General features: G+C 82.9%; 1 pseudogene. It reads right to left on the reverse strand.

From position 1 onward, the window contains the following. Positions 1–410, reverse strand: a pseudogene (locus ACQRUO_RS39710) (hypothetical protein); the annotation flags it as partial.

The raw sequence follows: 410 nt of genomic DNA on the forward strand, positions 1-410 counted from the left end.
CGCCCTGGTGCGGCGCGAACGGGCCCGCGGTACTGCCCTGGTCCAGCGCGAACGGCGCCAGCGCCCGGCCGACGGCGGGGCGCAGGCCGTGGTCGGCCGTCCGCAGGTCGGCGCCGCGCAGCCACACCGTGGGCAGCGCGCGCACCCCGCCGGCCCGGCGCACCGCGAGGGCCGCCAGTTCGGTGCTCCGGCCGCTGCCCGCCTCGCCGACCAGCACGGTCAGCGCGGCCGCGGGCTCCTCCCCGCACAGGCCGTCGGTGCGCGCGACCCGCTCGGCGGCCAGGTCGGTGATCCGCCCGGGACCGGCGCCGGCCGCCGCCAGCTGCCGGGCGGTCAGCTGCAGGGCGCCGCCGAGGTTGAGGGCCGGGCCGTGCGCGGGGGCCGCCAGCGCGTTGCGGGCCAGCAGGGCG

Source organism: Kitasatospora sp. LaBMicrA B282, from assembly GCF_050325825.1.
Classification (GTDB): Bacteria; Actinomycetota; Actinomycetes; order Streptomycetales; family Streptomycetaceae; genus Kitasatospora.